The following is a 22,985-nucleotide window of genomic DNA, read 5'->3' on the forward strand; positions in this document are numbered from 1 at the left end:
CAGTTCAAAAAATCGGCTATGATGAATGAGGCAAAAAATGAAGCGAGGGAATTGGATGAAGAAGATGAAGGTGGGCGAGTTGCGGACCGAGCTCAAGCAATTCGACCAAAACGAGTTGATTGAGCTCATCGTTGGTCTGTATAAACAGCATGCAGAAGTGAAGACGACGTTGAACCGTTATTTCATGGAAGGATTCGAGCAGGAAGAAGTGGAACGCTTGATTGAATCCATCAAGAAGCTTGATTCCCCCAACGCAAGGAACATGTTCCGATTTGATCAATTACGTGAGGGGGCGAAACTCGTCAAACAAGCGAACGCCTTCGCAGACCCTGTCTTGCGGAATTACGTCCGTGTCTTCTACCTGTACTATTTCGTTGAATACGTGGAAAAACAAGCCGATGTCATCCATTCAGTCGCACCTGGCGAATTGAATGCGTTCTTTACTGAGTTCGAACGACTGATGAAGACGATTCAATCCGAACCAGAACTCGTCGTCTTCGGCTTGACAGAAGAAGTCGATTTCTTGATGGAGCATGTTCCGGCTGAAGACAAGGCTGGCTTGCTCAAGTGGTGGGAACAGAAAAAACGGTCACTCAATCAGATGTGATCGACTAGAAAAAATATGTAAGATATGAGGAAGAATTATGCGAAATCATTGGTACGATAATATTAAAGGCGTGCTCGTCTTGCTCGTCGTGTTCGGTCACTTGTTGACGGACGTGCGCGGTGCTTACGACGACATCTTGCCGAAATGGGTCTATTTATTCTTATACACGTTCCACATGCCGTTATTCATTATGCTGAGCGGTTACTTCTTCCGGGAGAACCGCTATTTGCGCGTCATCCAGCTGTTCGTCGTCTACGTCATCTGGCAAGTGATCCTCGGCTCATGGTTTGCCTTCACCGAGGGCATCCCGCTCTTGTCGCTCGAGAACCCGGGACTAATTCTATTGAAGCCGTATTGGGCGCTCTGGTACTTGATGGCGATCATCATCTGGTACGTCATCACCCCGTATGTGACCCAGTTGAAAGGATACTTGCTGTACGCGCTCCTATTTGCGCTCTTGTTCGGCTTCCAAGCTGAATCGACCGGCTTCTTCGCCCTGCGGAAAGTCATCATGTTCTATCCGTTCTTCTTGATCGGGAACTGGATGAGCGCGCGGAACACGATGAACTTCTTCGAACTGCCGAAGCGGGCCGAGCAACGGAACCGGTATCGGATCGGCGGGTTTGCCGTTTTCACGACGCTCACGCTCGGGCTGCTCGCCTCGATGAGTCTTCAGAACGAGAGCGCGTTCTATCATATCGGCAACTTGTTCAAGTTCCGGTTCGCCTATGAGACGGCGGTGCCGGAGGCGATCTGGAGCGGCCCGTTCGCCTTCTTGATCGTCTATACGGTATCGATCCTCATGGCGATCAGTTTCGCACTCATCATCCCGGGGCGCGAGCTACCGGTCATCACTCGGGCCGGAAAGTACAGTCTCTACATTTATTTGGTGCACGTCTTCCTCGTCGTCGCCTGGAAGGCGTTCGTACCGGCCGGGTTCATGCCGACGTCATGGCTCCAATTTCTCGTCTTGTTCGGTGTCGCCTTCTTGATCGTCCTATTGATCATCAGCCCGCCGGTCGTCAAGCTATTGAAGCCGCTCGTCGAGATCGACGTCCGCCGTGCCCAAGATGTGAAAGATGCAAAACCGTAAACCCTTTTCTAAACGGACGTTTTCCGCTACACTTTATAAAGGGAAGCGAAACTAGAGTTAAGGAAGTGACACCATGCCATACGAAAATGGAATGCATAGCACAGAAGGAGACGTCAACGTCTCACGTCACGTCGTCGAAATGATCGCCGCAGTCGCGGTCAAAGAGACGAAACACGTGTCGTTCACGCAAGAAGATACGAAACTGTCGGAGCGTGCGCTCATGAAGCACGTCAAAGTCGACGAATCGTCAGAAGGCGTCACGATCAACTTGTCGCTCTACATCGCTTACGGTCAATCGATCGTCAAGACGGTGACAGCCGTACAAGAACGCATCACGCAAGACATGGATACGATGCTCGCGATGACACCGCTATCGGTCAACGTGAAAGTCGTCGGCATCCAGTTGTAAGCAGTGGGAGAGGCGAATGCTTCTCCTGCTTTTTTTTTTTGCGAAAGCGGTTGCATGATGATGGCTTTTTCATTTATAATAGAAATCGAACAAGTGCAACCGTTTGCATCAATGACCAATCGTGCAACGGGTACTTGTCAAGTTCCCTTAATGTAGTCTGACGACAGAAACATTAGAAGGAAAGGCGGAAAGCATGTATGTCGACGATTGAAGCAGTCATTTTTGATTTGGACGGTGTCATCACTGACACCGCGGAGTACCATTACCTCGCTTGGAAACAACTCGGAGAAGAGCTCGATATTCCGTTTGACCGCGAGTTCAATGAGACGCTAAAAGGCGTGAGTCGGACGGACTCGCTCGAGCGCATCCTCGCGCTCGGTGGAAGACAGGACGATTTCACACCGGATGAAAAAGCGGAACTCGCACAGAAGAAGAACGAACATTACGTTGAACTCATTCAACACATCTCTTCAGCCGACTTGTTGCCGGGCATCATTTCATTCCTCGATGAAGTCAAAGAGGCTGGTCTCAAAATCGGAATGGCCTCGGCTTCTAAAAACGCATTTGCGGTCGTTGACGCACTTGGTGTCCGTCATTACTTCGATCACATTGTCGATGCAGCAACTGTCGCCGAATCGAAACCACATCCCGAAGTGTTTTTGAAGGCTGCCTCTGCCCTTGGCGTGAAACCCGAACATGCCATCGGTGTTGAAGACGCAGCCGCAGGCGTGACTGCAATCAAAGCGGCAAACATGTTTGCTGTCGCCGTCGGGGAAGAATCGATGCTTGGTCATGCAGACCTCATCGTCGCTTCGACCGACGAACTCTCGCTCGCACGCATCCTCGAACGCGTCGGCGCGTAAAGACTACGATCATCTTCCGTGAGATGACGACTGCCCCGAACAGTCGTCATCTTTTTGTGTTGGGTCAAAAATTAGATTATCAGAAGTTGAATTTGGATGACAAACATATTACAGTAACGTTACACTTTAAATTGAGGAGGGATATTAATGGAATTTAAAGAAGTCAATGATAGTATTTATCGTGAACTAATGGAAATTGAAGAATCGTATCGTCAACTTCAAAGACGTGCTGAGTATTTGATTTCAGAACTTAATCGTAGTCAAAAACAAGAAACACTCACAGAGTCACTTAGAAGGTTACGACCTAGACGTGTTAATCAGCGTTATCCTATTGAAGTTTATGTACACCAAGTGACTGATTTGTTAGCAGAGCGTAAAACAATGAACGTTCGAGATATACAAATGGAACTAGAGTTACGCTACCGTCACCAAATCAGTAATATTTACCAGTTGATGGTGAAAATAGAGACAGTTAATCCGTCAATAAAAAAAATAGGACGAGGGTTATATACATACGAAGTCATAGAAGAAACGACAACGAATTCTACTGTCCAGTGATACTCCTGATGATGCATAAAGTCGTCGGGATTTTTTCGTTGTAACATTTCTGATACGTTTCGCCTCAAGAGAAATATGCTATAATTCGCCAGAGTCTATTTTTACGAGAGAGGAACGTTGGCCCATGTTATGGATTGCCATGTTGGTCAGTTTTGTGATGGCCATCTTGATCACGCCGCTCATTCGCCGGTTTGCTTTTCTGATCGGAGCGGTCGATCACCCGAACGCCCGAAAAGTACATTTAAAAACTATGCCACGGATCGGTGGCCTTGCTATTTTCATTGCTTTTTTCATTGGTTATGCTCTTTTGCTGCCGACGAGTCGATATAATGATGCCATCCTGATTGGGGCGGTTGTCATCATCTTGACCGGTTTTATCGATGACCGCTTTCAAATGACAGCACGCGTTAAATTGATGGGCCAGATGATTGCAACAGTTATTATTTTAAATTCAGGTATGCGGATTGAATTGATTAATTTGCCTTTTGATCAGCAATTATATTTAGGCTGGTGGAGCGTGCCGTTAACGTGCTTATGGTTGATAGGTATTATGAATTCAATTAACTTAATTGACGGTCTTGATGGGTTAGCTGCCGGTGTTTCGAGTATCGCGCTTGGAACAATTGCAATATTAGCCATAATTCAAGGGAATGTGTATTTAACGATCACTACTTTATTGTTACTTTCAAGTGTATTAGGTTTTCTTATATATAATTTTTATCCGGCTAAAATCTTCATGGGAGATACTGGATCGTTATTTCTTGGATATATGTTAGCTGTTTTTTCATTACTTGGCTTCAAAAATGTTACTCTTTTTTCTTTAATAGTACCGGTAATATTATTAGGCTTACCTATTTCTGATACTATATTTGCTATCATGCGTCGTGTAATTCAAGGACGTCCGCCAATGTCACCAGATAAATCCCACATGCATCACCAACTAATTGCTATGGGCTTCACGACACGGCAGGCCGTTCTGCTCATGTACGGGATGACATTCTTCTTCGGTATCGCCTCGATTCTGTTCGCCAAGACGACGATGCTCGGGGCGGTCATCACGTTCGTCATCGTGCTCATCGTCATCGAGCTGATCGTCGAATCGACCGAGTTGATCCATCCGAACTATAAGCCGATCATCCAGACATCACGACGCCTGCTCGGCCGGCCGAAGGCCTGATGTGACCATATGAAAACGACCGGGACACGCGTCCCCGGTCGTTTTTTGGTATCAGTACGTCGTCGTCTCGCTGAAACCGTCTTCCGTTTCATTCAAGCCGTCGCCGGTTCCGTTGTCACTGTCTTCCGCCGTCACCGGCAGGCCGAGTTCGCTCTTCAAGAGCGTGCGTTTCTCGCTCAAATCGGCCGGGTCGAGTTCGTAGTAATACACACCGCCGAGCGTCAAGTCACCGCCTGCGAGCGTCTCTTGGTTGAACGACCGGAGCGACTTCGTATACGGCTGCAGCTGTGACGCCTCGGACAAGGACATATTCGTTCGGATGTTATCGCCGACCGCATTCATGATCCGGTTGAGCTTCGTGAACGAATTGATCGTCGTCGCCTCGTTGATGATGGCCTCGAGCACCTGCTGTTGACGTTTCGCCCGTCCGACGTCACCTTCAGGGTCGTCCTTGCGCATGCGCGCGTAGGCGAGTGCTTCTTTTCCATCTAACATTTGGACGCCGGGTTCGAGCTCGACGTTACCGGTCGCCCGGCCCGAGATCGGGACGAGCACATCGACCTCGACGCCGCCGACCGCATCGACGAGATCCTCGATGCCGTCAAAGTTGATCGTCGCGTAGTAGTCAATCGGAATGTCGAACAGCTTCTCGACCGTCGCGATCGTCGTGTCGATGCCGCCGTAGGCGTAGGCGTGGTTGATCTTGTCTTTGAACTCGCCGTCCGTTGTCACGATGTCGACGTATGAGTCGCGCGGGATGCTGACGAGCGTCACTTGGCGCGATTCCTTGTTGAACGTCGCCACCATGAGCGAGTCGGTCCGTCCTTCCTCGAGCGAGGCGCCGCCATCGACGCCGGCGAGTAGGACGGAGAAGTGATCTTTCGTCAGGTCGACCGTCTCTTCCCGACGGTCCGACTTGTCACCTCGTGTCAGCTCGCTGTTCGTGTTCTCCGCCGTCTCGTTCGCCTTAAAGACGAAGTAGCCGAAGGCCGACCCGCCAATCAACAGGACGAGGCCGAGCACGAGCAGGACGATCTTCCACACGGGGCGTTTCTTGCGGGAGTCTTGTTCCATGTCGTCTCCTCATTTCATTCGTTTCCTTTAGTATACGTGACCTACCGCACAAAATCACGTTCGATGATGCGCTGGTCCTGGGTCTCGAGTCCCCCTTGTCCGTTCGTCAAATCGACGAGCCATGCCATTGCGGCCTCGGTCTCTTCGACCGGCACCGAGATGTGGAACGTGACGGTGTCCGCGTAGACGATGTCGTCGAGAAGGTACGATGATTGCCGCAGTTCATTCTCGACCTTGCCAATCCAGCCGTAATCGACCGTGAGCGTCAAGCGTTGCATCGGGATGCGCTCGACGATGCCGACCGCGTCGAGACCTTCGCTCACCGTGCCGCCGTAAGCGCGAATCAATCCGCCGCCACCGAGCTTGATGCCGCCGAAGTAGCGGGTGACGACGACGACCGTGTCTTTCAACTCGCGTTTCCGGAGCACTTCGAGCATCGGCAGCCCGGCCGTCCCGCTCGGCTCGCCGTCATCGTTCGCTTTTTGGAACGCGTTGCGCTCGCCGATGATATAGGCCGAACAGTTGTGATTGGCGCTCCAATGAGCTTTCTTGATGGCTTGGATGAACGACTGCGCCTCTGCTTCAGAGGTGACCCGTTTGAAGTGGGCGATAAATTTTGACTTTTGAATGACGACCTCGTATTCTCCGTCTTGTTTTATAGTATAATTTTGTTCAGTAGACATTTCTGAAAATTCTCCTTTCTATTTTTGAATATTTTTTTTAAAATTCAAGTAGGCGTCAACGCCTGGTGCGGCGAATGGGAAGGAGAGCCTCCATTTTTTACTGTAAACGAACGTTCCGCAGTCGATAATAGGAATAGATGAAGACTTACTACCGAATTATTAGGGGATGGCATCGTGAATCATATTACCGATCGTACAGCTTTAGAACATATCATAACAAATATGATTGATACGGTGACGGAAAGTAAAGAGGAGATCGTCCGGATTACCGAGAGTTCGGCCAACGAGTATTCGTTGATTCAAAACGAACTGAAAGAGTTGACGCAAAAGATCGAGTTTTATATCGAGGAGTCGGAACGGCTCGACCTGCTCGTGAAAGCGACGAAGAACAAACTCGTCCAAGTGAGCAAGAAGTTTCATATACATAGCGAGCAAGAGATTCGAGAGGCGTATGAACGCGCCAACCAAATGCAGCTCGAGCGCTTTCTCATCCAAAAAGAAGAGATGGCCGGCCAACAGCGTCGCAACGACCTCGAACGCCGCCTGCTCGTCCTCGAGGACACGATCGAACGGGCCGACAAACTCGTCAGCCGTGTCTCCGTCGTGCTGAACTTCCTTCGGGACGACCTGCAGCAAGAGTACTCCGACATGATGAAGAAACAAGAGATGGCGATCAGCGTCTTCGAGGCGGCCGAACGGGAACGGCGTCACCTCGCCCGTGAGATGCACGACGGACCGGCGCAATCGCTTGCTCATATTTTGATTCGAGCCGATTTGATCGAGAAGACGTTCGACAAGCGCGGGAAAGACGAGGCGTTCGCCGAACTGCACGAGCTGAAACGCCTCATCCGCGGCGCACTCGTCGACGTCCGGCGGCTCATCTACGACCTTCGTCCGATGTCACTTGACGACCTCGGCTTCTTGCCGACGCTCGAACGATACCTCCACCAGACCGAGGAATATACGACCATCAAGACACGGCTCAACTACCGGGGGGCTCGGGCCAGATTGCCTGAGAAACTGGAGATCAACGTGTTCCGGCTCGTCCAAGAGGCCGTTCAAAACGCGATCAAACACTCGAAGACGGCGGAGATCATCGTCAACGTCGAGCAAGCGCACGACGCGATACATATTCATGTACGGGACCATGGGGTCGGATTCGTGCCGAGCACGATTGGCGAGGAGTCGTTCGGGATCGTTGGAATGCGGGAACGGATCGAGCTTGTGAACGGAAGCATGACCATTGATTCGGAAGTCGGCAAAGGGACGGTCGTCCGCATGTCGATTCCAATCACGTAAGACAAGAACAAGGGGGAGTATCCAGATGGAACAATTACAAACACGCATCGCGATCGTGGATGACCATGAGCTGTTTCGAGAAGGCTTGAAACGGATCTTTGATTTAGAGGATGAATTCACGGTCGTCGCCGAAGGACGGACCGGCACCGAGGCGATTCGCATCGCCGCCGACCACAAACCAGAGATCTTGATTCTCGATATCAACATGCCTGAACTGAACGGAATCGAGGCGACGAAACAGTTGTCGGTGCTGTCACCGGAGACGCGTGTCCTCATCCTGTCGATCCACGACGACGAGTCGTACATCACGCACGCGCTCGAAGCGGGCGCATCGGGCTTCCTGCTCAAAGAAGTGGCTTCGACCGAGCTCATCTCGGCGGTCCGTTCGGTCGCGAAAGACGGGGCGTACCTGCACCCGAAAGTGACGACGAACGTCTTGAAGGAATACCGTCGCTTGCTCCAATTCAAAGGGGAGCAGGCCGGCCGTAACGTCGAGAACCGCACGGACGATCCGGTCTACCAATTGTTGTCGCGTCGTGAAGTCGAAGTGTTGCACTTGCTCGCCGAGGGCCGCTCGAACCGCGACATCAGCGACATGTTGTTCATCAGCGAGAAGACGGTCAAGAACCACGTCTCGTCGGTGCTTCGCAAGATGGAAGTGAACGACCGGACGCAAGCCGTCGTCGATGCCATCCGCCGCGGATGGGTTGAGATTTGACCTCTACCGATGCAATACATCGTTTTTATGCTACAATATGGAATGGAATCCACATTCAATTGGAAAACGAAACGATGTAAAGTGAGGATATAGCATGGGAAACATAGCCATTTTGACCGACAGTACTGCTTATTTGCCGGCCGAATTTTGTGAGCGGCACGACATCCACGTCGCCCCGCTCAGCGTGATCTTTGACGGGGAGTCATTCCGCGAAGCCGTCGACATCACGACCGAGGCGTTTTATGACCGGATCGAGGCAGGGAACTTGCCGACGACTTCCCAACCGAGCATCGGGGAAACGATCGAATTGATTGAACGTTTGCCGGACGAGGTGACGGATGTGATCGCGATCACCCTCTCGAGCGGAATCAGCGGCACGTACCAGTCGATGATCGCCTTGAACGGTATGGTCGACGTCAACGTCCACGCGTTCGATTCGGAGATCTCATGTATGCCTCAAGCGTTCCTCGTCGAAGAAGCGATTCATCTGCGTGACGCAGGCGCGTCGGCACAGGAGATCATGGCTCACCTTGAAAAGATGCGCGAGTTGATTCGTGCGTACTTTGTCGTCGATGACCTCGACCACCTCCAACGAGGCGGACGACTCAGCGCGGCACAGGCGCTCGTCGGATCGTTCCTTCAAATCAAGCCGGTGTTGCATTTCCAAGACCGGTTGATCGTCCCGTTCGAAAAGATTCGGACGTACAAGAAGGCGGTCCGCCGCATCGAAGAGATGATGGAACAATCGATCGAGGGCGACGGTGCAGGCTACTGTATCGGCATCATCCACGCCAACTGCCCGGACCGTCAGGCCGAGGAGATCGCATCGATGAAACAGAAGTTTCCACAGGCCCATGTCACGGGCGGTCATTTCGGACCGGTCATCGGGACACACCTTGGACCTGGTGCGATCGGCATCACGTGGTATCGCCGCGAGTGGTAAACAAAAGACGGCCATCCGGTCGTCTTTTTCGATAGAGAGGAGTGAGCCTGTGGCCAAATATCGTCAAATCTATGAGCGCCTCGCCGAGCGGATGAAGACCGGGGAATATGCGGCGGAGTCGAAGCTGCCATCCGAGACCGAGCTCATGCATGAGTATGAGGCGAGCCGAGGCACGGTCCGGAAAGCGCTCGACCTGCTCCAAGAGCACGGGTACGTCCGGAAGCATCACGGGAAAGGCGTCTTCGTGCTCCGGCGCGACCAAATCGAGTTCCAATTCAACGGCATCGTCAGCTTCTCGGAAGTGTACGCTTCCTTGCTCGGCCGCTCGATCCAGACGTCGGTCGCCTCGTTCGAGGACATCGAGGCGCCGACTTGGCTCGCCGACCGGATGAACCTGGAGCCGGGGACGCGGATGTACCGGATCGAACGGGTCCGGAACTTCGACGGGGAGGACGTCATCCTAGACGTGAACTATTTCGTCAAAGACCTCGTTCCGGGACTGACGGAAGAGATCGCCGCCCGCTCGATCTATGAGTACGTCGAGCATGAGCTCGGGCTCCAGATCAGTTACGCCAAGCGGAAGATCGCGGCCGAGGATGTGACCGAGCTCGACCGGGTGCGGCTCGACCTCCACGATTACGAGTACGTCATCGTCATCACGAACGACACGTTCCTCTATGAGGGCAGACAGTTCGAGTATACCGAGTCCCGCCACCGGCTCGACAAGTTCCAGTTCAGCGATGTGGCGCGCCGGTAAGGCTCCTTTTTCGAAAGGAGTCTTTTTTTCGTTTTGAATCAAGGCAAGAGGGAACAAAAATACTGAACGCCTGTCACATAGTTGTTACACCTAACTTATATAGATAAGTTGTTGACATGACTTGTCTATATAAGTTAAACTTTGTTTGTACTCATAAGTAACCGTTTTCAACAAACGCTTTCAAACAAAGGAGGCCTACAATATGAAGGCAGATTATCGTCAAATCGCCGCGGATATCCTTGAAGCCATCGGGGGCAAGGATAACGTCGACAAAGCGGCACACTGTGTCACGCGGCTCCGGCTTTCGTTGAAAGACCAGTCGCTCGTCAATGAAGCAAAAGTGAAAGAAGCTGATCTCGTCAAAGGGGCATTCGAAAACTCGGGTGTCTATCAAGTCGTCATCGGGGCCGGTGACGTCGAACGCGTCTACGCCGAATTCATCAAACTCGCCGGGCTCGAAGCGGCGACGGTCGCCGAGGTCAAATCAGCCGGCGGCAAGAAGATGAACCCGCTCCAACAGTTCGTCAAAATGTTGTCTGATATCTTCGTCCCAATCATCCCGGCCATCATCGTCGCCGGTCTATTGATGGGGATCAACAACTTGCTCGCGTCGGAAGGGTTGTTCGTCGACGATGCGACGCTGATCGAGGCGTACCCGAACCTGCAAGGACTCTGGGACTTGATCAATATGATGGCGAACACGGCGTTCGTCTTCCTCCCGGCGCTCGTCGGTTGGTCGGCGACGAAACGGTTCGGCGGCAGCGAAGTGCTCGGGATCGTCATGGGTCTCTTGCTCGTCCACCCGGACCTCTTGAACGCCTGGGGTTATGGGCAGGCGGCGCTTGAAGGCGACATTCCGACGTTCAATATCCTCGGCTTGTTCGAAATCGAGAAAGTCGGCTACCAAGGTCAGATTCTTCCGATTTTGGCCGCGGCCTTCATCTTGAGCCATATTGAGATCTTCTTAAAAAAACATGTCCCGAATGCGATTCAATTGCTCGTCGTGCCGATCACGACGATCGTCATCACTGGATTCCTTGCGCTGTCAATCGTTGGACCGCTCACACGTGGCCTCGGTAACGTGATCGCAACAGGAATTGTCAACGTGTTCGAAGCTGTACCGGTCGTCGGGGCACTCCTGTTCGGTCTGCTCTACGCACCGCTCGTCGTCACGGGGATGCACCACTTGTTCCTCGCGATTGACTTGCAGCTCATCGCGGAAACGAACGGGACGTTCCTCTGGCCGATGCTCGCCTTGTCGAACATCGCCCAAGGTGCAGCCGCACTCGCGATGTTCCTCGTGTTCAAACATGACGCCAAACAAAAGAGTATGGCTTCAACGTCATCGATCTCGGCATTCTTCGGGATTACCGAGCCGGCCATGTTCGGGGTGAACTTACCAAACAAGTTCCCATTCTACTCGGCGATGATCGGGTCGGCCGTCGCGGCGGTGTTCATCACGTTGAACGACGTCCAAGCGTTCGCTGTCGGGGTCGGGGGTCTTCCTGGATTCCTGTCAATCTTCACCGATAAGATTCTTATCTTCATCGTCGGGATGGTCATCGCCCTCGTCATACCGTTCGTGTTGACGATCGCGCTGTCGAAACGTTACATGAAAAAAGGCGAAATCGAGAAAAACAAAGTCGCATAAGAAGATGACTGACAAGGGGAGGGACGGAGGTTCTTCCCCTTTTCCTGTACAAATGAAAACTCTTACAAAAGGAGACTACACCTATGACACCATCAAACTGGCGCAAATCTGTCGTCTATCAAATTTATCCGAAAAGCTTCTATAGCCCGGAAGGCAATGCCACCGGCTCGATCAAAGGCGTGACGGCCAAGCTCGACTATTTGGCCGAGCTCGGCATCGAATACATCTGGATGACCCCGGTGTACAAGTCACCACAAAACGATAACGGCTATGACGTCAGCGACTATTACGCGATCGACCCGTCGTACGGGACGATGGACGATCTTGACGAGCTCGTCCGCGAGGCCGAGGCGCGCGGCATCGGGCTTATGATGGACATCGTCGTCAACCACTCGTCGACCGAGCATGAGTGGTTCCAAAAGTCGCTCGCCGGCGACGAGCGCTACCGCGACTATTACATCTGGCGCGACGAGCCGACGAACTGGGAGTCGAAGTTCGGCGGCAACGCCTGGAAGTATGATGAGAAGAGCGGCCAATATTATCTCCACTTGTTCGACGTGACCCAGGCCGACTTGAACTGGGAGAACGAGCAGATGCGCGAGGACGTCTATGAAATGATGCGCTTTTGGCGTGACAAAGGCATCAAAGGGTTCCGCCTCGACGTCATCAACTTGATCTCGAAGCAGCAGGACTTCCCGGAAGACGACTCGGACGGCCGCAAGTTCTATACGGACGGGCCGCGCATCCATGAATATTTGAAAGAGATGAACCGCGAGGTGTTCGACGGGCATGACGTCATCACGGTCGGCGAGATGTCATCGACGACGCTCGACCACTGCGTCCGCTACTCGAGCCCGGACGAGCGCGAGCTCAGCATGACGTTCAGCTTCCATCACTTGAAAGTCGACTATCCGAACGGCGAGAAGTTCGTCGCCGCCCCGTTCGACTTCATCCAACTGAAAGACATCATGTCGACGTGGCAGGAAGGGATGCACGGCAAGGGCTGGAACGCCATCTTCTGGTGCAACCATGACCAGCCGCGCGTCGTCAGCCGGTTCGGCAACGACACCGACCATCGCGTCGAGAGCGCGAAGATGCTCGCGACCGTGCTCCATGGCCTCCAAGGGACACCGTACATCTATCAAGGCGAGGAAATCGGCATGACGAACCCAGGCTTCGACTCGCTCGACGAGTATCGTGACATCGAGACGCTCAACGCCTATAACTTGAAACGCGAACAGGGCGTGTCGCACGAGGACATGATGGCCGCCATCAAACAGAAGTCGCGCGACAACTCGCGGACGCCGATGCAGTGGGACGCGACGCCGCACGCCGGCTTCACGAGCGGGACGCCGTGGATCAACGTGGCGCCGAACTATACGGACGTCAACGTCGAGACGGCGCTCGACGACCCGAACTCGGTGTTCTACCACTACAAGAACTTGATCTCGCTCCGCAAAGAGTTCGACGTGTTGACGGACGGGGACTACACGCTCCTCACACCGGACGCGCTCGATGTCTGGGCGTACATGCGGAAGACGGCAGACGAGGAAGTGCTCGTCGTCGCCAACTTCTACGGCCCTGAGACGACGTATGAGATCCCGGCAGGTTTCACGCAGGCCGAGGTCGTCAGCCACAACTATGACGTGCCGCAGCTCGACGGGACGACGTTGTCGCTCCGGGCGTATGAGGCGATCATGTTCTACAAACGGAACGCATAACGAGAAAAACTCGCCAGACGAAATCGTCTGGCGAGTTTTTTTGATTATAGGTGTTAGTCGAAGGCGTCGCGTCTGTCCAATGACCGTGAGACGTTCGCGACAACCCCGATATTGTCGTCCACGACGTCTCCGGCTCGAGTGACGCGCACCCACAACTCAGCTTCGGCATGGGACGGGGACGCGAACAAGACGTAATACTTCGCATCGTACAGGGATAAGTACGTCACGTCGGTCACGACGAGTTCCATCTCGGGATACGTCGTGTCGACATACGTTTCGGCTGCTCGGACGGCTCGTTGTTCGGCCGCCTCACTGCCGTTCAGCACATACCACACCCACCAACCGAGACAGAACACGGCCATCATTCCGAGTACGGTCAAGACGTTATGAAGCGGTCGTTTGTGCATCGGACACCTGCTTTCCAATTATTGGGCTACGCTTAGTATAAAAGAGATGTTGCACCGTTCGCCTCGGTCGTAAGTCGCAAATGGCTCATGTTCCGTACGGGAATGGTGACGCTACATGCTGACAACGCCTCATGTCCGACGGCTTCTCACATGATATCCTCATTCAAAAAGGACTGATTGAATTGGGACAACTCATCATCCGCGACACCGGCACGCCCGCCATCCGCTTCGGAATCTGTCAACGCTGTCTGAGTACGGACACCCGCTCGTTCACGTGCCACCACGGCGCGTGTCACTATTGCCGGAATTGCCTCCATCTCGGCCGTGTCTGTCAGTGCGACCGTCTCGGGGAAGAAGACATCACGACACCGGTCGAACCGACGGAACTCGTCATGCCGTTCGAGCTGTCGACCGACCAGCAACACATCAGCCGGCAGTTGCTCACCTGGTGGGAATCCCGGACGAGCGGGCTCGTCCATGCCGTCTGCGGGGCCGGGAAGACGGAGATGACATTCCCGGTCATCGCGCGCGTCGTCAATGAAGGGAAGCGTGTCCTCATCGTCTCGCCGCGCCGTGACGTCGCCATCGAATGGGTCGACCGGCTCGAGGCCGCCTTCTCCGTCCCGGTCACCCGGCGCTACGGGGGCGGGGATAAGGACACGATTGGGATGATCACTGTCGCGACGGCGCCGCTGCTCGTGAACTTACGACATGTCTTCGATTACGTTCTCGTTGATGAGTCTGATGCCTTCCCGTTCGCCTTCGATTTGGCACTTTGGTGGACGCTCCGCCGAGCCGGAAAAGGTCTATTTTTGTTCGTGACGGCGACGCCGACCGTCTGGCAGCGCCAGTTCCCGACCGTGCATCTATCGCGTCGCTATCACGGCCACGACTTGCCGGTGCCGCGACTCGTGCGTGAGACGGGACAGACGATTCTCGACTTCTGTCAGCGTCATGAGTCGACGCCGCGCCTGTTGTTCGTCCCGACGAAGCCGGACCTCGTCCGTTATGGAGAACTGCTTGAAGCGAACGGTCTCACCTTTAAGGGCGTCTCGGCAGATACCAATGAGCGGACGGATACGCTCGAATGGCTCGAGGCGACGAACGGAATCGTGCTCGCGACGTCGATTTGGGAGCGGGGCATGACCGTGACCGGGGTCAACGTCGCCGTCCTCGACAGCAGTCACGCCTTGTTCTCGTCCCGCGCCCTCGTCCAGATGGCAGGGCGGGCCGGTCGGAAACCGACCGCGCCGACCGGGGATGTCGTCTTCTTCTACCACGAGCGCACGTTCCGGCAAGACCGGGCCATCCGCGAGATCGAGGAGGCGAACCGGCGATGAACTGTCTCGTCTGCCGAAAACCGTTCGCTATTCCGTGGAGCCCGGCGACGCTCTTGAAACGGGACTGGGTCTGCCCGGACTGCGAGGGGAGATTGACCCCGATCATCTCGGGCTGCCCGCGCTGCGGCCATCCGACCGGGGATGGGGCGACATGCGACGATTGCGTCCGGTGGCTTGCCCTCGGTCTCGATTTGACCGTGCGCTCGCTCTACCTATATGACGAGGCGGGTGTGAATTGGCTCCACCGCTATAAGTTCGGCGGTGACGTCGTCCTGGCCAATCAGATGCGTCCGGTACTCCGGAAGCTGCGAGAACCGGATGTCGTCTACGTGCCAATCCCGCTCAGCGAGGAGCGGTTACGGACGCGGCGTTTCAATCAGGCCGAGGTGCTCGCCCGATTGATCGGACCGATGGAACGAACGCTCGTGAAAGCCGAGGTTTCAAGTCAGCGCGAACTTGGGAAAGAAGAAAGGCGGCACCGTGCGAACCCGTTCACTGTACAGCGGTTACCGCGCTGTGGCAAAATTGTCCTCGTCGATGACGTCTATACGACCGGGACGACGTTGCATCAAGCGGCGCTCACCCTGCGCCGGGCCGGGGTGGAACAAGTTTCTGCCGTTTGCCTGTTCCGGACGCTAAACAAATTAAAAATGCGTCCGATATAAAGGGCAGAGGTGAATGACTGTGGAAGCAACAACTTGTCAAACATGCGGACGGCTGTTCATGAAACAAAGCCGCTCGCCTTACTGCCCATCCTGCGCGGAAGTCGATTTCCAAAACTTCTTGAAAGTCCGGGACTTCATCCGCGAACCCGCCAACAAACAGGCGACGATCGGGGCCCTCGTCGAAGCGACGAACGTCTCCGAACTTGATATCACGCGATACATCCATGAAGGACGCCTGATCATCAAGGACAACCCGTCACTGAACATCGCCTGCATCCGTTGCGGCAATCCGACGAACCAAGGAAAGGTATGCGCGGGTTGTCAGACCGACATGCAGCAAGAACTGAAAGGGCTACAAGCCACCGTCACGAAACAAAGCGTTCGCGCTTATCGTTTGGACTAACAACTGAGAAGAGGGGGGACACGTATGCGCATCGATTCTGCAAAGTGGGTACACTTACCGAACACTTATGAGAAGAAAACGCAACCTGAGACGAAGCCCGAGCTGACACGCCAAACGGACCAACTATCGATATCGGCCGAAGCCCGCGCCCGGTTTGAAGAACCGGTGAAACATCCGGAGCGCCTGGAGAAGATTAACGCCTTGAAGGCGGAAATCAACGCTGGGACGTATTCACGGGACGCGCGCGAAATCGCCAAACGCTTTCTACAAGGATGAATGAAAGCGAGGTCCGAGGGAGACCTTCGCATAAATATGATGGCACGGAAGCTGACTAAACAAGGGACACCCTTTCTTTAGTCGGCTCTTTTTTTGGACAAAGGAGAGACTTATGCTCACATTACATACACGTTTACTCGAAATCGCTTATGAAAAAGAACGACTGCTCGTCAACGGGGATATGCCCGCGTTCAGCGCGCTCGTCAAGGAAGAAGCGACGCTCGTCCGACAAATCAAACAAAAAGAGGCGGAACGACTTCAAGGAACGCTCGTTTTGGACGATGAAGAGAAAGAAGCGTTACGACCGGTCGTCCTCGAGCTGAAACGGCAGAATGAATTGAACGCCGTCTTGCTCGAACAGTCGCTCCGGTATATCGAATGGCATTTGGATATGCTCCTGCCAGAGGCAGATGATTTCACGTACGGTCAACAGGCGCTCGAGACGCGCTCGTTCAGCCGGGATGTATAAGGAGGAAGTTTAATGGGCTCAACATTTATGGGATTAGAGACGGCGCGTCGCAGTTTGACGACGCACCAGTGGGCGCTCCAGGCGACAGGGAACAACGTCGCCAACGCCTCGAACCCGGGTTACTCACGCCAGCGCCTATCGCTCGGCATGACCGAACAGCTCAGCGTCAACTTCGGCGGAACGAAGGCCGGGCAGTTCGGGACGGGTGTCCGCGGGGAGACGCTCGCTCGGATCCGTGACTTGATGATCGACCAGCAATATCGTGACGAATCGATCAAGAACGCCTACTACGCCACGAAAGAGGCGGCGTTCGGCCGGATGGAGGACATCGTCAACGAGCCGTCCGAGACGGGCCTCGCCAAATCGCTCGACTTGTTCTGGGCCTCGCTCCAAGACTTGTCGGTCAACCCTGACGACGCCGGCGCGCGGAGCGTCGTGCGCCAACGGGCGATGACGCTCGCGGAAACGTTCAACTACATGTCGTCCTCGCTCCAAAAAGTGCAGGCCGACTTGGCGTCTGAAGGTGACGTCGTCGTCAAGAAAGTGAACGACTTGATGACGAAGATCAGTGAGGTCAACCGTCAAATCGGTGACGCGGAACCGCTCGGCGTGCTCCCGAACGAACTGTATGACGAGCGTGACCGCTACATGGACGAGCTTGCCCAATATATGGACTTTAAACGCGTCCCGGTCGACTATACGAATGGGGAATCGCGCGGGAACTCTCAGAAAGTCGCGGAAGGGCGGATCGACATCGTCGTCACGATCGGTGGCGTCGACCATAAGCTCGTCGATGGGATCAACGGCACGGTCGGCTCGTTCGACGGTCTCGACATGACCGATGCGAGCGGAGCGGATGTGGCCCTCACGCATGCATCGATGCCAAACGGTAAATGGAAAGCGCTCGTCGAGATGTACGGTACGGACACACCCGAATCAGGCAGCGTGAACGGCGCGTACGCGACGATGTTGAAAGACTTGGACGAGATGGCCAGCCAGTTCGCCTCGGCCTTCAACACGGCCCACAGCAACAACATGGACGCCAAAGGCAACGCCGGTACGGCGAACTTCTTCGAAGGGACGGCGAGCGCCGCGACGATCAAAGTGAGCGACGCCGTCATGAACAACCTCGACTTGATTGCCGCGTCTCAAGACGGCAACATCGGGGACGGCAGCGGGGCACTATCGTTGGCGAACTTGAAGTCGGCCACGCTCAGTTTCGACGGATCGGTCCAGACAGAGACGTCGATCGGGAAGTACTATCAAAACGTCATCGGGAACATGGCTGTCGCCGCCGACCAGAGCGGACGACTCGCGACCAGCACGTTCGCCCTCATGGCGAGCTCAGACCAGCGCCGCCAGGCAGTGAGCGCCGTCTCGCTCGACGAAGAGATGACGATGATGATTCAATATCAACACGCCTATAACGCGGCGGCCCGCAACATCACGGCCGTCGACGAGATGCTCGACAAAATCATCAACGGCATGGGTGTCGTAGGGAGGTAATGCTTGATGCGAGTCACACAGACGATGCTCACACAGACGAACTTGAAACACTTATCGAGCAGCTATAACAAGCTCGCCCAAGTGCAAGAACAGCTCATCAGCGGGAAACGGATTCAACGGGCTTCGGAAGACCCGGTCGTCGCCATGCAAGGTATGCGCTACCGGACCGAGGTGCGTGAGGTCGATCAGTTCCGCCGCAACGTCAGCGAAGCGACGAGCTGGATGGACTTGACCGACTCGACGTTGAACGAAGTGACGGAAGCCGTCAAACGGATTCGCGAACTGACGACGCAGGCGGCGAACGACACGTACGAGTCGTCGCAACGTCAAATCATCCAAAGTGAGGTCAATCAGTTGATCGAACATATCGGTTCGCTCGCGAACGCGAAATCGGGCGAGAAATATATTTACAACGGCACGAAGACGGACCAACCGCTCGTCGACATGGACGCCTTGAAGGCGTTCCTTGCCGACCCGAACGGGGACGTCAACAGCATTTACCCGGACGGGGCACCGGCAGCGAGCGGGAAAGTCGCCTTTGAAGTATCGAAAGGCATCACCGTCCAAGTGAACATGCAACCGGAGACGGTGTTCGGGAGCGACGTGTTCGCCGGACTCCACGACCTCGTCTCGAAACTGGCCGACCCGAACACGACCGGTGAGGTTCTTTCGAACGAGCTCGCCGACCTCGACGTGATCGCCCAAAACTTGATCACGGAACGGGCCGAGCTCGGGGCGCGCGCCAATCGGCTAGAACTCGTCGACAACCGCCTGCAAGAACATGAGATCATCGCCAAGACGATCATGTCTGATAACGAAGACATCGACATCGAAAAAGTCATCATGGAGCTCAAGTCTCACGAGACGGTGCACCGGGCTGCGCTATCGGCCGGCGCCCGAATCATTCAACCGACGCTCCTCGACTTCCTCCGGTAAGCGATGAACATCGCCCGGCTTGAGATGCGGCAGACGCAGGCCGCGATTCAAATCACGTCGAACCGGCCCCACCTCGAGATGAGGCAAGGCCGGGCCGATGTGTCGATGACGCAAGGCAAGGTCGAGATGACCCAACAGACGACAGGCGGTACGCTCGAGGTCGATTCATCGGTCGCTCGCAGTGAAAGCAACCTAAAGGCGGCGCTCGAACTCGGGCGCCATTTCGGTCAGCTCGGGGAACAGGCGGCCCGGGAAGCGACCTCGACCACGGCCCGGGACGGGGACCGGCTCATGCGCATCGAGAACGGCAACCCGATCGCCGCGATGGCCGCTGAGAAGACGAGCGCCCCGTACCCGGTCGTCGACATGGACTTCATGCCGAAATCGATCGACCGCGTGAAGTTGACGTATACGCCGGCGGATGTCAAAATCGAGTGGAACCTGACGCCGGCACAGATTGATGTATCACTCACCCCGGCCGACATCTCGTTCACGCCATGGACGACGGACATCTCGCTCCGTCAGCAGGCGTCGCTCGAAATGTGGCCGGTCGGTGGCATGTATGATGAGACGCGTTGAAAGTGAGGACAACCCATGTTCATTGAGACAGACTATTTTGGCAAAATCGAAGTAAATGAAGAAGAGACGATCTCGTTCGTCAGCGAGATTCCCGGATTCCCGGACTCGAAGACGTTCACCCTCATCCCGTATGGGGACGAGCTCCCGTTTTGGTCGCTCCAGTCGCTCGAGGACCCGGCCTGCGCCTTCGTCGTGACGAACCCGTTCTGGCACAAGCCGGACTATGCGTTCGAATTGACCGACGGCGCGAAAGAACAGCTCGGCATCGACGAGGCGGAGCACGTCTCGGTATATGCCATCGTGACGCTCCGTGAGCCGTTCGACGCCTCGACGCTCAACTTGAAGGCGCCGATCGTCATCGAGACGAAAGAGCGCCGCGGGAAGCAAGTCATCTTGGATGATGTCTACCCGGCCCGGTTCCCGCTCGGCGGTCAGAAAGAAGAGGTGCGCTGATGCTCGTATTGAAACGAAAACAAGGCGAGGCCATCCATATCGGGGACGATGTGACGCTCACCGTGCTTGCCATCGAAGGCGATCAGGTCAAGCTCGGCATCGACGCACCGCGCCATATCGACATCCATCGTCATGAGGTGTACGTCCAGATGCAAGCCGAGAACGAATCGGCCCGCGACAGCGCCAACTTGATGAAACAGATGATGCAAAACAAGTCGGAGGCGTGAGCTTCCGGCTTTTTAGCTGTCCTAAAATTTGGATAGGGTGACATGCGTCACTTTTGTACGATAGGATAGGGGGAAAGAAACGGCGGGAAAGGACGAGGTAGTTTGGGTCAAGTCATCAATATCTTTTTTATCAATATCAGTATCATCTATCTCGTCTTGTCGCTGACGTTGTACCTCATGCGCCAATTGTTGCCGATCCAGACGGGTTCTCCTTACGCGGTCCGCATCTGGTTCGGTCTCGCCATGGGGCTCGCGGCCGTGCTGTTGGCGGTCAACTCGTTCCAAGTCGGGGAAGCACGAGTCGATTTACGAATCATCCCGCTCGCGCTCTCAGGCGCCTATGCCGGACCGGTCGGAGTCGCCGTCACGATGGGGTTGACTCTTCTCGGTCGCTTCGGTCTCGACGGCATGACGGAGCAGTTCGTCAGCTCGTTCGGTACGCTCGGCTTGTTCTTCGTGTTGTCGCTCGTGTTAAATCGACTGGTGATGCGACGCGGTCACTTGTATTCGGCCTATCTCGTGTTCGGGGCCGTGCTCGTCTTGTTTCGAATTGCTGGCAACGTCCCGATTCAGGCGTTCACGACCGTGTTCTTGCCGTATTTCGTCATGACGTTCCTCGGTGGCTGGATGTGTTACTGGGTCGCGAAACAGATTGAGACGCACCTGCGCATGTTCCGGCTGCACGCGCAGCGGGCGACGATTGACGAGCTGACGGGTCTCCCGAACCGCTATATGACGCTCGAACGTTTGAACGAGGTCGAGATGTCGGGTCTCCCTTGGGCGCTGTTCGTCATCGATGTCGACCGGTTCAAGCAGTTGAACGATACATATGGTCATCGAGCCGGTGACGCAGCGCTTCACCACATCGGTCAAACGTTACAGGCGAACTGTCCGCCGGACGGCTTCGTCGGGCGCTACGGCGGGGAAGAGTTTCTGATGGTGCTCGAGGATGCCGGTGACGTCCGGTTGATCGCGGACGATATCGTCAAGGTCATCCGCGACACGCCGTGTTCTCGTTCGAAGGGACTGCTATCCCGATGACGGTGTCGCTCGGAGCCTCGCTCGCCGGTGCTGAACAGGGCACGGTCGTGTTCGAGCGGGCCGACGCCGCCCTTTACGCGGCGAAGACGAGCGGGCGCGATCAAGCGAAAATCGGATAAACAAAAAATCGGTCCCGCGGGGCCAATTTTTTTAGTGGATATTTTTCTTTTTGAACTGGCCGCCCCGGACGTCATGGATATTGCCGATGGCGAGGAACGCCTTCTCGTCATAGTCGTCGAGGATGTCTTTCAGTTTCGTCTCTTCAAGTCGGCTGATGACGGTGAAGACGACCTTCTTGCCGTCGCCGGTGTAGGCGCCTTCCCCGTGCAAATACGTCACACCCCGGCCGAGTCGGTCCATGATGGCTTGACCGACGTCATCGGGTGAGGTGGTGATGATCCACGCGGCCTTCGACTGATCGATTCCTTCGAGCACGATATCGATCGTCTTGAAGGCGATGAAATACGTGAGGAGCGAGTACATGGCCCGGTCCCAGCTGAAGATGAACCCGGCCATTCCGAGGATGAAGATGTTGAAGAACATGACGATCTCACCGACGGAGAACGGCAACCGGTCCGTGAACGATACGGCCAAAATCTCGGTCCCGTCGAGCGACCCACCGGCCCGGATGACGAGCCCGACCCCGGCGCCGAGCAAGAAGCCGCCGAACACGGTCGACAACAGCAAATCGTCAGTGAACGGCTCGACCGAATGGAGCAAGATCGTGAAGCCGGACATGAGCGTGATCGCCAACAACGTGACGACGGCGAACGTCTTCCCGATTTGGCGATAGCCGAAGAAGATGAACGGGATGTTGAACAAGACGAGCCAGATGGCGAGCTTCGTGTCGGTCAAATATGACGTGATGATCGAGACGCCGACGATGCCGCCGTCGATGATCTGGTTCGGGACGAGGAATGCCTCGAGCCCGACCGCGAAGATGAAGGCGCCGAGCAACAGGAGCAGCCCCTTGGCGAGAAGCTCGGTCGGTTTAATCGGGTTATGGACACGTTTCAAGCGGAGCACTTCCTCCGGGGTCGGGGAAGGCATCGGTGGACGCTGCATCGGGGTTCACTCCCTTTTTCTTTTTAGTATAGCAAACCTCACACAGAATTTAGTGGATGAGGCAG

At 55.0% G+C, this 22,985-nt stretch carries 28 protein-coding genes; 24 read left to right on the plus strand and 4 right to left on the minus strand.

Features of this window, described 5'->3' with window-relative positions; genetic code table 11:
* Window positions 1-55: 55 nt before the first annotated feature.
* From KNP02_RS02470 to KNP02_RS02495, 6 genes are all read left to right on the plus strand, one after another.
* The gene (locus tag KNP02_RS02470) at window positions 56-607 is read left to right on the plus strand and encodes a hypothetical protein (RefSeq protein ID WP_214707136.1); all 552 of its coding nucleotides are present in this window, start codon (window positions 56-58) and stop codon (window positions 605-607) included.
* 37 nt (window positions 608-644) lie between these two features.
* The gene (locus tag KNP02_RS02475; protein ID WP_214707138.1) at window positions 645-1,700 is read left to right on the plus strand and encodes an acyltransferase family protein; all 1,056 of its coding nucleotides are present in this window, start codon (window positions 645-647) and stop codon (window positions 1,698-1,700) included.
* Window positions 1,701-1,773: 73 nt separating this feature from the next.
* Window positions 1,774-2,109 (plus strand): Asp23/Gls24 family envelope stress response protein, encoded by a 336-nt coding sequence (locus tag KNP02_RS02480; RefSeq protein WP_034778659.1) that lies wholly within the window; start codon window positions 1,774-1,776, stop codon window positions 2,107-2,109.
* A 197-nt stretch (window positions 2,110-2,306) separates the two neighbouring features.
* Window positions 2,307-2,972, plus strand: a complete 666-nt coding sequence (gene pgmB / locus KNP02_RS02485; protein ID WP_214707140.1) for a beta-phosphoglucomutase — start codon at window positions 2,307-2,309, stop codon at window positions 2,970-2,972.
* Between the two features lie 147 nt (window positions 2,973-3,119).
* A complete protein-coding gene (locus tag KNP02_RS02490; RefSeq protein ID WP_214707142.1) occupies window positions 3,120-3,530 on the plus strand; it encodes a Rok-like winged helix domain-containing protein in 411 nt (136 codons plus the stop codon).
* Window positions 3,531-3,654: 124 nt separating this feature from the next.
* Window positions 3,655-4,707, plus strand: coding sequence for a glycosyltransferase family 4 protein (locus KNP02_RS02495; RefSeq protein ID WP_214707144.1), 1,053 nt, complete (start codon window positions 3,655-3,657; stop codon window positions 4,705-4,707).
* A gap of 51 nt (window positions 4,708-4,758) precedes the next feature.
* On the opposite strand, the gene KNP02_RS02500 is transcribed toward KNP02_RS02495, so the two are convergent.
* The gene (locus KNP02_RS02500) at window positions 4,759-5,781 is read right to left on the minus strand and encodes an LCP family protein (protein WP_029594991.1); all 1,023 of its coding nucleotides are present in this window, start codon (window positions 5,779-5,781) and stop codon (window positions 4,759-4,761) included.
* A 41-nt stretch (window positions 5,782-5,822) separates the two neighbouring features.
* Entirely contained in the window at window positions 5,823-6,464 is a 642-nt protein-coding gene (locus KNP02_RS02505; protein ID WP_214707146.1) for a YigZ family protein, read from the minus strand.
* A 174-nt stretch (window positions 6,465-6,638) separates the two neighbouring features.
* On the opposite strand from KNP02_RS02505, the gene KNP02_RS15040 reads away from it, so the two are divergent.
* From KNP02_RS15040 to treC, 6 genes are all read left to right on the plus strand, one after another.
* Window positions 6,639-7,763, plus strand: coding sequence for a sensor histidine kinase (locus KNP02_RS15040; RefSeq protein WP_214707148.1), 1,125 nt, complete (start codon window positions 6,639-6,641; stop codon window positions 7,761-7,763).
* Between the two features lie 25 nt (window positions 7,764-7,788).
* Window positions 7,789-8,481 carry a response regulator transcription factor gene (locus KNP02_RS02515; protein WP_034778646.1) on the plus strand — a complete coding sequence of 231 codons (693 nt, stop codon included), beginning with the start codon at window positions 7,789-7,791 and terminating at the stop codon, window positions 8,479-8,481.
* A gap of 94 nt (window positions 8,482-8,575) precedes the next feature.
* Complete coding sequence (locus tag KNP02_RS02520; protein ID WP_034778644.1) at window positions 8,576-9,424, plus strand: DegV family protein; 849 nt, start codon at window positions 8,576-8,578, stop codon at window positions 9,422-9,424.
* Window positions 9,425-9,515: 91 nt separating this feature from the next.
* Entirely contained in the window at window positions 9,516-10,181 is a 666-nt protein-coding gene (treR, locus tag KNP02_RS02525) for a trehalose operon repressor (RefSeq protein ID WP_251129124.1), read from the plus strand.
* 202 nt (window positions 10,182-10,383) lie between these two features.
* Window positions 10,384-11,832 (plus strand): PTS system trehalose-specific EIIBC component, encoded by a 1,449-nt coding sequence (gene treP, locus KNP02_RS02530; RefSeq protein WP_214707162.1) that lies wholly within the window; start codon window positions 10,384-10,386, stop codon window positions 11,830-11,832.
* 83 nt (window positions 11,833-11,915) lie between these two features.
* Window positions 11,916-13,553 carry an alpha,alpha-phosphotrehalase gene (gene treC, locus KNP02_RS02535; RefSeq protein ID WP_214707164.1) on the plus strand — a complete coding sequence of 546 codons (1,638 nt, stop codon included), beginning with the start codon at window positions 11,916-11,918 and terminating at the stop codon, window positions 13,551-13,553.
* A gap of 53 nt (window positions 13,554-13,606) precedes the next feature.
* On the opposite strand, the gene KNP02_RS02540 is transcribed toward treC, so the two are convergent.
* Window positions 13,607-13,960, minus strand: a complete 354-nt coding sequence (locus tag KNP02_RS02540) for a hypothetical protein (RefSeq protein WP_214707166.1) — start codon at window positions 13,958-13,960, stop codon at window positions 13,607-13,609.
* 182 nt (window positions 13,961-14,142) lie between these two features.
* Between KNP02_RS02540 and KNP02_RS02545 the strand changes: the two genes are divergently transcribed.
* The 12 genes from KNP02_RS02545 to KNP02_RS14970 all read left to right on the plus strand — a co-directional run bounded on the left by KNP02_RS02545 (window position 14,143) and on the right by KNP02_RS14970 (window position 21,974).
* On the plus strand, window positions 14,143-15,300 hold the full coding sequence (locus KNP02_RS02545; protein ID WP_214751421.1) for a helicase-related protein: 1,158 nt from the start codon (window positions 14,143-14,145) through the stop codon (window positions 15,298-15,300).
* Window positions 15,297-15,965, plus strand: a complete 669-nt coding sequence (locus KNP02_RS02550) for a ComFC family protein (RefSeq protein ID WP_214707176.1) — start codon at window positions 15,297-15,299, stop codon at window positions 15,963-15,965. Before KNP02_RS02545 ends, KNP02_RS02550 begins: the two co-directional genes overlap by 4 nt.
* Window positions 15,966-16,023: 58 nt before the next feature.
* On the plus strand, window positions 16,024-16,368 hold the full coding sequence (locus KNP02_RS02555) for a flagellar protein (protein ID WP_214707178.1): 345 nt from the start codon (window positions 16,024-16,026) through the stop codon (window positions 16,366-16,368).
* 24 nt (window positions 16,369-16,392) lie between these two features.
* Window positions 16,393-16,644 carry a flagellar biosynthesis anti-sigma factor FlgM gene (locus KNP02_RS02560; RefSeq protein WP_034778628.1) on the plus strand — a complete coding sequence of 84 codons (252 nt, stop codon included), beginning with the start codon at window positions 16,393-16,395 and terminating at the stop codon, window positions 16,642-16,644.
* 112 nt (window positions 16,645-16,756) lie between these two features.
* Window positions 16,757-17,113, plus strand: a complete 357-nt coding sequence (gene flgN / locus KNP02_RS02565) for a flagellar export chaperone FlgN (RefSeq protein ID WP_214707180.1) — start codon at window positions 16,757-16,759, stop codon at window positions 17,111-17,113.
* Between the two features lie 12 nt (window positions 17,114-17,125).
* Window positions 17,126-18,619: a flagellar hook-associated protein FlgK gene (gene flgK / locus KNP02_RS02570; protein WP_214707183.1), complete on the plus strand. Its 1,494-nt coding sequence runs from the start codon at window positions 17,126-17,128 to the stop codon at window positions 18,617-18,619.
* Between the two features lie 6 nt (window positions 18,620-18,625).
* Window positions 18,626-19,555 (plus strand): flagellar hook-associated protein FlgL, encoded by a 930-nt coding sequence (flgL, locus tag KNP02_RS02575; protein ID WP_138859039.1) that lies wholly within the window; start codon window positions 18,626-18,628, stop codon window positions 19,553-19,555.
* A 3-nt stretch (window positions 19,556-19,558) separates the two neighbouring features.
* Window positions 19,559-20,134 carry a DUF6470 family protein gene (locus tag KNP02_RS02580; RefSeq protein WP_214707185.1) on the plus strand — a complete coding sequence of 192 codons (576 nt, stop codon included), beginning with the start codon at window positions 19,559-19,561 and terminating at the stop codon, window positions 20,132-20,134.
* A gap of 15 nt (window positions 20,135-20,149) precedes the next feature.
* A complete protein-coding gene (gene fliW / locus KNP02_RS02585) occupies window positions 20,150-20,587 on the plus strand; it encodes a flagellar assembly protein FliW (RefSeq protein WP_138859041.1) in 438 nt (145 codons plus the stop codon).
* Entirely contained in the window at window positions 20,587-20,814 is a 228-nt protein-coding gene (csrA, locus tag KNP02_RS02590; protein WP_021066562.1) for a carbon storage regulator CsrA, read from the plus strand. Before fliW ends, csrA begins: the two co-directional genes overlap by 1 nt.
* Before the next feature lie 102 nt (window positions 20,815-20,916).
* Complete coding sequence (locus KNP02_RS02595) at window positions 20,917-21,855, plus strand: GGDEF domain-containing protein (protein WP_251129110.1); 939 nt, start codon at window positions 20,917-20,919, stop codon at window positions 21,853-21,855.
* Window positions 21,852-21,974 (plus strand): nucleotidyl cyclase domain-containing protein, encoded by a 123-nt coding sequence (locus KNP02_RS14970; protein ID WP_256441016.1) that lies wholly within the window; start codon window positions 21,852-21,854, stop codon window positions 21,972-21,974. Before KNP02_RS02595 ends, KNP02_RS14970 begins: the two co-directional genes overlap by 4 nt.
* Window positions 21,975-22,005: 31 nt before the next feature.
* Here KNP02_RS14970 and KNP02_RS02600 read toward each other — a convergent pair whose 3' ends face one another.
* Window positions 22,006-22,920: a YitT family protein gene (locus KNP02_RS02600; RefSeq protein ID WP_214707187.1), complete on the minus strand. Its 915-nt coding sequence runs from the start codon at window positions 22,918-22,920 to the stop codon at window positions 22,006-22,008.
* Window positions 22,921-22,985 lie beyond the last annotated feature (65 nt).

Source organism: Exiguobacterium sp. s40 (assembly GCF_018617905.1).
Classification (GTDB): domain Bacteria; phylum Bacillota; class Bacilli; order Exiguobacteriales; family Exiguobacteriaceae; genus Exiguobacterium; species Exiguobacterium mexicanum_A.

Coding starts and splice junctions, on each gene's coding strand:
- treR (WP_251129124.1), top strand. CDS start 9,516: ATGAAGACCGGGGAATATGCGGCGGAGTCGAAGCTGCCATCCGAGACC.
- flgL (WP_138859039.1), top strand. CDS start 18,626: ATGCGAGTCACACAGACGATGCTCACACAGACGAACTTGAAACACTTA.
- fliW (WP_138859041.1), top strand. CDS start 20,150: ATGTTCATTGAGACAGACTATTTTGGCAAAATCGAAGTAAATGAAGAA.
- KNP02_RS02580 (WP_214707185.1), top strand. CDS start 19,559: ATGAACATCGCCCGGCTTGAGATGCGGCAGACGCAGGCCGCGATTCAA.
- KNP02_RS02490 (WP_214707142.1), top strand. CDS start 3,120: ATGGAATTTAAAGAAGTCAATGATAGTATTTATCGTGAACTAATGGAA.
- KNP02_RS02515 (WP_034778646.1), top strand. CDS start 7,789: ATGGAACAATTACAAACACGCATCGCGATCGTGGATGACCATGAGCTG.
- KNP02_RS02500 (WP_029594991.1), bottom strand. CDS start 5,781: ATGGAACAAGACTCCCGCAAGAAACGCCCCGTGTGGAAGATCGTCCTG.
- flgK (WP_214707183.1), top strand. CDS start 17,126: ATGGGCTCAACATTTATGGGATTAGAGACGGCGCGTCGCAGTTTGACG.
- KNP02_RS02495 (WP_214707144.1), top strand. CDS start 3,655: ATGTTATGGATTGCCATGTTGGTCAGTTTTGTGATGGCCATCTTGATC.
- KNP02_RS02550 (WP_214707176.1), top strand. CDS start 15,297: ATGAACTGTCTCGTCTGCCGAAAACCGTTCGCTATTCCGTGGAGCCCG.
- KNP02_RS14970 (WP_256441016.1), top strand. CDS start 21,852: ATGACGGTGTCGCTCGGAGCCTCGCTCGCCGGTGCTGAACAGGGCACG.
- pgmB (WP_214707140.1), top strand. CDS start 2,307: ATGTCGACGATTGAAGCAGTCATTTTTGATTTGGACGGTGTCATCACT.
- KNP02_RS02555 (WP_214707178.1), top strand. CDS start 16,024: ATGAAACAAAGCCGCTCGCCTTACTGCCCATCCTGCGCGGAAGTCGAT.
- csrA (WP_021066562.1), top strand. CDS start 20,587: ATGCTCGTATTGAAACGAAAACAAGGCGAGGCCATCCATATCGGGGAC.
- KNP02_RS02560 (WP_034778628.1), top strand. CDS start 16,393: ATGCGCATCGATTCTGCAAAGTGGGTACACTTACCGAACACTTATGAG.
- KNP02_RS02475 (WP_214707138.1), top strand. CDS start 645: ATGCGAAATCATTGGTACGATAATATTAAAGGCGTGCTCGTCTTGCTC.
- KNP02_RS02520 (WP_034778644.1), top strand. CDS start 8,576: ATGGGAAACATAGCCATTTTGACCGACAGTACTGCTTATTTGCCGGCC.
- treP (WP_214707162.1), top strand. CDS start 10,384: ATGAAGGCAGATTATCGTCAAATCGCCGCGGATATCCTTGAAGCCATC.
- KNP02_RS02470 (WP_214707136.1), top strand. CDS start 56: ATGAAGAAGATGAAGGTGGGCGAGTTGCGGACCGAGCTCAAGCAATTC.
- KNP02_RS02505 (WP_214707146.1), bottom strand. CDS start 6,464: ATGTCTACTGAACAAAATTATACTATAAAACAAGACGGAGAATACGAG.
- KNP02_RS02540 (WP_214707166.1), bottom strand. CDS start 13,960: ATGCACAAACGACCGCTTCATAACGTCTTGACCGTACTCGGAATGATG.
- flgN (WP_214707180.1), top strand. CDS start 16,757: ATGCTCACATTACATACACGTTTACTCGAAATCGCTTATGAAAAAGAA.
- KNP02_RS02600 (WP_214707187.1), bottom strand. CDS start 22,920: ATGCAGCGTCCACCGATGCCTTCCCCGACCCCGGAGGAAGTGCTCCGC.
- treC (WP_214707164.1), top strand. CDS start 11,916: ATGACACCATCAAACTGGCGCAAATCTGTCGTCTATCAAATTTATCCG.
- KNP02_RS02480 (WP_034778659.1), top strand. CDS start 1,774: ATGCCATACGAAAATGGAATGCATAGCACAGAAGGAGACGTCAACGTC.